This is a genomic window from Moorena sp. SIO3I6 (genome assembly GCF_010672095.1).
Map to the genome: position 1 here is coordinate 1 of NZ_JAAHHU010000286.1, position 5,954 is coordinate 5,954.

Genomic DNA, 5,954 nt, shown 5'->3' on the forward strand with positions numbered 1-5,954 from the left:
GATGGGGATTGGCGATCTCAGGCAAACGACTCATGAACACAGTGCTTCAACTCGTTTTGTCATATAGATTACAGGCTACTCAGCCCGTCATTGAGTTCTCTTTAGATTTTCTTTACAAATCAGCTCTGACGTTTATAAGGAGCATGGTAAGCTAAGACAATATCTTCAGGGGGAACACCCCATTCTACTAATTCATTCGCCACGCCAATTTCTGTGCCATCATGTTGTATCCAAATTTTGTCGTTTTTAAGGTCAATTTGGAGAACACAGCCTCTTAAACGCCGATTGCCATGCCACCCCACATTCATCAGTTGATAGTGATCTCCTTGAACATCAAAGATTTTTTGGACTTCAATATCTCCATCTTAAATACGGGAAGGGGACTCCCGTTATAAACGTTAGTTTTAGCGGGAGGGGAATTCCCGCAGGTCAATAAATTGAGCGAAGCGCGAATCATTGCTAGTTAGACGCATATTCGTATCCGTCAGCTTTAAATATTATTCTCAGATACTTTGGATGAACATCGAACTTCTTCTCGGGAGTCTGAAGTACAAAACTTGGACGATAACGAATAGCTATCCGTCCTGTATACTGCCCGGCATATTTTCCTTTCTTTATGTCAGCTTTGACGATATCTCCTGTCTGAAAGCCTTTAAACGACTTAGCAGAAGGAGCATGAGCCTTTGGAAACCCGTATTTATTAGGTCGGCACCTTTGACGAATACCATGACCTTTAGCTGTTACTGTTAGTGGCTTTGTTCCGTTCAGTAATATTTGCTCAGGGGTGGTTTTACCAACACAAAGAGCATCGATCCAGTGAGTTTTTCCGAGACCCCTAGTCTTGCGATTAAACTTAGTCAATCCACCCGAGCCTGTTTCGACGGGTAATCCAGTTGATTGTAGTCTTCTCCATAATTCCCAACGGGTTGAGTTGACGACTGCGGCATCTTTTAAAGGAATTTTTGCTTTAGCTAATACTTTTTTGAGAATTGCTGGTTTTTTCTTTAAAAATTTTTCAATGGGGTCATTACCTTTTTTCTGATTACAACACCGACAAGCAAGGGTTAGGTTGCTGACCCGATTGCTGCCACCTTTTGATTTTGGGACAATGTGTTCAACTTCTAAGGGCGTATTCATAGCACCACAATAAACACAACTGTGTCCCCATTTGGCAAGAAGGTACTCTTTAACCTCAAACCCGTATAGCTCGCCATGTTGATATTCAACACCTGATACTTCTGGATTTTGCATCTTCTGAGTATCAAACCGCACTAGCTCTTGAGATATTGCAGTCACTGGACACAACTTCCTCAGTCGTCTTACCCAAGTCTCAACGTTAAATATTCGACTCATTAGTGACGGAGGTAACCACCCTTCTGGGCGCTTCCGATTAAGAAATCGAGGCTTGCGGTAACGAGTTTTTCTGTTTCGCCTACCTCGCCTTAAGGCTCTTCTGGATTCTAAAGAATTCTTGATACTCTGTCCTCGATGGTTAATTTCTAATGCACTTGTCACTCGTCCAGTCTGTTCTTGAATAACAGCTATTCCGGTTGTTTTTGAACCAGGATCTATTTTGATTCTGTGTGGATGAGTTACAGAATTATTAACACTTCTGTCCTGCATGATAATAGTGAATGGATAGCGCTTAAATACTTTAGCCCTTCTTTTCTTAAGTAGTTCCCTAGCTCGTGCCGGGTGGCATGGATCCAGGGGTTTTTTATTTTGATCTAAAACGAAAACTCGCATTACTTTGAACACTCCACGATGTGGGTAAAGTTTGCCTCGACAATGTTATAAGAGCTTGAGAGGTTAACAACACTTCCTTAACTCGCTACAGATGTTTAATTGTTAACAACAGAGCTGAAGGCTGGCACGCACCTACAGGTGTTATAACTCAAATAACGTAGACCTAATCTAAGTCTCAGTCTGGTCAACTATGAGCTTCTACAAGCTCCCGCTATAGTCCCATAGGACTTAGCGGTGAGTTATTGACATTTAGGTTTATATTGCCCGTATTCATTGATGATTTTTTTGACTAATTCTCTATAGTGATTTAGTTTTTCCATTGTTTAATAAACTCTTGATTGATATCATATATAGCATTTTTTTTTAGATGTAAACATAAGAGTGATGGTAAAAGGGAGCAGGGAGCAGGGAGCAGGGAGCAGGGAGCAGGGAGCAGGTAACAGTAGTAAAGAGCTCCGAATAATTTTTGATGTTATGAGAAATTAGCAATATTATTCATGACCTATTTAGAAATGCTATTCAATTAGTTTGGGTAGTGTTTTAGAAGTCAATTCCATTACTGATTCCTATCGGTTTATCCCCCAAAACTAAACTATAGCGTTTATCGTAGCTATGAGGTACACATTATTTTTTCCCTCTTCCCTCTTCCCTCTTACCTCTTCCCTCTTACCTGCTCCCTGCTCCCTGCTCCCTGCTCCCTGCTCCCTAAAAACCATAAATTTGTACCTCACAAGTCGTAGAATTGCTATATTAATTTATAGAAGCAGTTGCTTTAGTCTTTGGCGAAAGGCTCGTAATGCAGGACTTCTCCCGGTTTCACGGCTTTGAGCTAAAACGTCTGCTACCAGATCCCTAATCGGTAATCTGGGGAAGGTCGGACTGGTGGTAACTTGCCGGTACTCACCTCCTTGCAACAGGTCAATCCTGAGTTTATTTTTTTCATAGCGCCAGAGTTCAGGCACACCTAAGTTGCCATAGACATCTAGTTGAGTCTTGGAGGTAACATCCACTTCAATGGCTAGATCTGGCGGTGGGTCAATAGTGAGATCGACGCGCCGCTTGCCTCGCATTCTAGCGTGGTTTTGGATGTAGAAGCATTGATCTGGTTCAATGCCACTGTCCATATTTTCTCCCTTGAAGGTAGTGGAACCAAAGCACTCGCAGTCGATTTCTAACTCATCAAGCAAAATTTTCACTAAATCACCGAGCAGTTCTTTATCGACTTCCTGTTCTGGGGTAGGCATTCTGATTTCTAAGGTTCCGTGGCTATAGGCAATACGGGCAGAGCGATGTTCCCCTAGTTCTTCCAGAACAGACTCAAATTCAGCCCACTTTAGGTTATGAATCAACAGTCTTTGACCTGGGGGAACGGTAAGTTGTTGGAGTAGGAGAGTAACAGCCATGGTGAATGTTCTATGATTTCGGATTGTGGATAAAGATCAAACGTTAATTTAATACCAATCGACCAATAGCTTTGAGAGCAGCTAAAACTTGCTCCAGTTCATTTTCCCTGTCAATAGATAAGGCGTAGGAACGACCATAGATGGGAACATCTGCTGGTTGGAGTTTAACAAACACAAACTCTCTCCCATTGACTAGAAAACCAAACCTTGGCTTGTCACTGTTGGATCCATCCAGCATATAAGCTAGAGCTTGAGGCAGTGCTGCCATCACATCAAACTTGGTACTTTTGGATTCGATCACCAGTATCCAAAGTCTCTGTCGCACTACTAAAACATCTATCCTGCCTCTTACAATTACTCGATTGTCTTCAGCAGCAATTGCCACAGAAGTTTCAGTTTTGATTGAAAAGGGGGGTTGAAAGAATCCAGCGAGATCGAGTAATGGTGATAGAACCACCATTTTTACAGCCTCTTCTAAGAGAGGGCGGCGATTAACCAAGTTAAAGTAGTTACTGCGGACTCTTTCCAGAGAACGTTTTTCCTGATCCGTTAAAGAGGGTAAGTTGTCTTGCCATTCTCGAAAAAATTGATGATCAGTTGTTAATTGTAGTTTAAAGTGTTCTTGCAGTTCTTCTAGGCTAAGATCTTGAGCTTGAATAGTTTGAACCATAATGAGTCATTGGTTGAATACAGTAAAAAGTAGTAGGGACGTAGGAGGTTAAGTCCATAGGAAAGTGAAAAGTAATCCCTTTTGATTCCCAATTTTTCCAAGAGGTCTAGTCTGATTTTAGGCAACTAAGGCATAGCTACCCTTAGTGAGAGTGCTCTTGGAGCCAGTTGAGTAAATCCTCACTGGTCTTAAAATCCCAGATTGCTTCTGATAAGCGTTCTAGATCTTGGGCATTCAAGGCTTCAAGCAATGCGTTCGCGTAGCGTCGGCTTCGCCGAATCGCATTACTTGTTAGTTTTCCAAAGCGGCGCTCAAGCTGTCGCAATAGTAAGCTTCTTTCGCCTTCTAGTATTGCCTTTTGTCTTGCCTTTTGTCTTGCCTCTTGTCTTCCCTCTTCTCGTCCTTCCCTTTTCGCTAGACTCAATGCACCTCGCCAGTCCTCCCAGAACATCTCCTGTTTGCGGATCTTTTCCAATTCTTCTACACTCAAGCCAGCTTGATTTGCTATAGTTAAAGCTTGTTCCAGCTGTGGGATTTCCCTCATCTGATCAGGAATAACTTCTAAGCTGGGAGCATCTTTGATAAAATAGATCCACTTATCTACCACACTTTCTAACTCTTCCAGCTGCTTAGTAAATTTGGGAAGTTCCACAAACACCATCTTTAATTCATTTTCCTGATAAGGCAAGTGGTCTTCTTCTTCTTGAAAGTAAAAACTGCTAATGACTTTCTCTGTTGAAGGGAACAGCTTAAAATCAGTGATAGTTAAAGCAATGACCGGATTGAGATCGAAATATCCCTGTCCTGATTTTAGTTGATTTCCGTAGGTTTTGCACAAATTATAAACGACTCGCTTCTCGAAAGCTTCCACATTCCAGAGTTGCATTTCAATGATCACAGTCGTTTGATATTCTAATACTGCCTTAACATCCAGATAGGTGTCTTTTAAATCAACCACATCCCCCGCACTGTAGGGATCAATAATTTCTAAATCTTGGATGACCGAATTCCCGGAGTAAATCATGGCATTAAGGAAGGAAATCAGAATATCTTTACTCTGATCTGATCCAAATATTTTCTTGAAAGCAAAGTCAGTTTTAGTACTGATGAATTTCATGGTTTTACAAGGTTAATTAAAGCGTTTAGTTATTAGCTAATGTGTTGAATTTTATAGTAACAGTTTTGGCTGGGAGGGTTTGCACTATAATCAGTTATATAACAGGGAACAGGGAACAGGGAACAGGGAACAGGGAGTAGGGAGTAGGGAGTAGGGAGTAGGGAACAAAAATTATCACAATTCCTACACGGATCCCTATATAGCGCTACGGGCAAGGCAAGAGGCAAAAGGCAAAAGGCAAAAGTGCGCTTTCCGCATCTAATTATTAAATTCGCCACGGGTCGCACCTCAAAGTTGACGTGCATTAGCTTTTCAGCTTTTATCAATGTCCTAACTTTAATGCATAGTGCTATATAGCGGTTTAAAAAAAGGTGATGGACAAATTTTGTCGTTGAATAAATACGGGATGATTTTAATAGTTTTGTGCCATGGGTATCTTGCCGTGCCATGGGCATCTGGCTGTGCCATGGGCATCTGGCTGTGCCATGGGCATCTTGCCGTGCCATGGGCATCTTGGTGGAACGGGCATCTTGCCGTGCCATGGACATCTTGGTGGAACGGGCATCTTGGTGGAACGGGCATCTTGCCCGTTTCAATTTCCGGGCGGGCAGTATGCGGGCATCTTGGTGGAACGGGCATCTTGGTGAAACGGGCATCTTGGTGGAACGGGCATCTTGGTGGAACGGGCATCTTGCCCGTTTCAATTTCCGGGCGGGCAGTATGCCCATGCCACTCATATTAATCCCTTGATTCAGAAGCGATGCAGCGCGGTCTTGGGGGTTTCCCCCGGAGACAAAACCTTAGATAGTGGAGCCTTTATAGTTAGCAGGTTATGCAGAAAAGGGTTAAATATTTTTTAATAAGGCTCCACTATCTTACGGTAAATTCAAACCATGAGCGACTGCATCAAGACAATGCCGTATCCCCAAGAGAGATCCGGTGGATTGCTGAAAAGTCGGGATTGATAATCGTGATTTTTTTGGCATCATGGAAGTAGCTCCTATTTAGGTGGGAGGAA

9 protein-coding genes are annotated in these 5,954 nt (G+C 42.5%); 1 reads left to right on the forward strand and 8 read right to left on the reverse strand.

Features of this window, described 5'->3' with window-relative positions; translation table 11 throughout:
• Nucleotides 1-119: 119 nt before the first annotated feature.
• The 8 genes from F6K49_RS34150 to F6K49_RS34185 form a co-directional block, all read right to left on the reverse strand.
• Nucleotides 120-356, reverse strand: coding sequence for a XisI protein (locus tag F6K49_RS34150; RefSeq protein WP_293103805.1), 237 nt, complete (start codon nucleotides 354-356; stop codon nucleotides 120-122).
• A 103-nt stretch (nucleotides 357-459) separates the two neighbouring features.
• Entirely contained in the window at nucleotides 460-1,746 is a 1,287-nt protein-coding gene (gene iscB / locus F6K49_RS34155) for an RNA-guided endonuclease IscB (RefSeq protein ID WP_293017345.1), read from the reverse strand.
• 363 nt (nucleotides 1,747-2,109) lie between these two features.
• Nucleotides 2,110-2,235, reverse strand: coding sequence for a hypothetical protein (locus tag F6K49_RS34160; protein ID WP_293103787.1), 126 nt, complete (start codon nucleotides 2,233-2,235; stop codon nucleotides 2,110-2,112).
• Between the two features lie 98 nt (nucleotides 2,236-2,333).
• Nucleotides 2,334-2,477 (reverse strand): hypothetical protein, encoded by a 144-nt coding sequence (locus tag F6K49_RS34165; RefSeq protein ID WP_293103790.1) that lies wholly within the window; start codon nucleotides 2,475-2,477, stop codon nucleotides 2,334-2,336.
• A gap of 24 nt (nucleotides 2,478-2,501) precedes the next feature.
• Entirely contained in the window at nucleotides 2,502-3,149 is a 648-nt protein-coding gene (locus tag F6K49_RS34170; RefSeq protein ID WP_293103793.1) for a Uma2 family endonuclease, read from the reverse strand.
• 43 nt (nucleotides 3,150-3,192) lie between these two features.
• Nucleotides 3,193-3,819, reverse strand: coding sequence for a type I restriction endonuclease (locus F6K49_RS34175; RefSeq protein ID WP_293103796.1), 627 nt, complete (start codon nucleotides 3,817-3,819; stop codon nucleotides 3,193-3,195).
• 142 nt (nucleotides 3,820-3,961) lie between these two features.
• On the reverse strand, nucleotides 3,962-4,936 hold the full coding sequence (locus tag F6K49_RS34180; RefSeq protein WP_293103799.1) for an Rpn family recombination-promoting nuclease/putative transposase: 975 nt from the start codon (nucleotides 4,934-4,936) through the stop codon (nucleotides 3,962-3,964).
• Between the two features lie 32 nt (nucleotides 4,937-4,968).
• Nucleotides 4,969-5,241, reverse strand: coding sequence for a hypothetical protein (locus tag F6K49_RS34185; RefSeq protein WP_293103802.1), 273 nt, complete (start codon nucleotides 5,239-5,241; stop codon nucleotides 4,969-4,971).
• 118 nt (nucleotides 5,242-5,359) lie between these two features.
• On the opposite strand from F6K49_RS34185, the gene F6K49_RS34190 reads away from it, so the two are divergent.
• A complete protein-coding gene (locus tag F6K49_RS34190) occupies nucleotides 5,360-5,686 on the forward strand; it encodes a hypothetical protein (RefSeq protein WP_293017350.1) in 327 nt (108 codons plus the stop codon).
• Nucleotides 5,687-5,954: the final 268 nt, after the last annotated feature.

What these genes read in the sequence shown, in the direction of transcription:
- F6K49_RS34185 (WP_293103802.1), bottom strand. Translation starts at nt 5,241, where the DNA reads ATGCACGTCAACTTTGAGGTGCGACCCGTGGCGAATTTAATAATTAGA.
- F6K49_RS34175 (WP_293103796.1), bottom strand. Translation starts at nt 3,819, where the DNA reads ATGGTTCAAACTATTCAAGCTCAAGATCTTAGCCTAGAAGAACTGCAA.
- F6K49_RS34170 (WP_293103793.1), bottom strand. Translation starts at nt 3,149, where the DNA reads ATGGCTGTTACTCTCCTACTCCAACAACTTACCGTTCCCCCAGGTCAA.
- iscB (WP_293017345.1), bottom strand. Translation starts at nt 1,746, where the DNA reads ATGCGAGTTTTCGTTTTAGATCAAAATAAAAAACCCCTGGATCCATGC.
- F6K49_RS34180 (WP_293103799.1), bottom strand. Translation starts at nt 4,936, where the DNA reads ATGAAATTCATCAGTACTAAAACTGACTTTGCTTTCAAGAAAATATTT.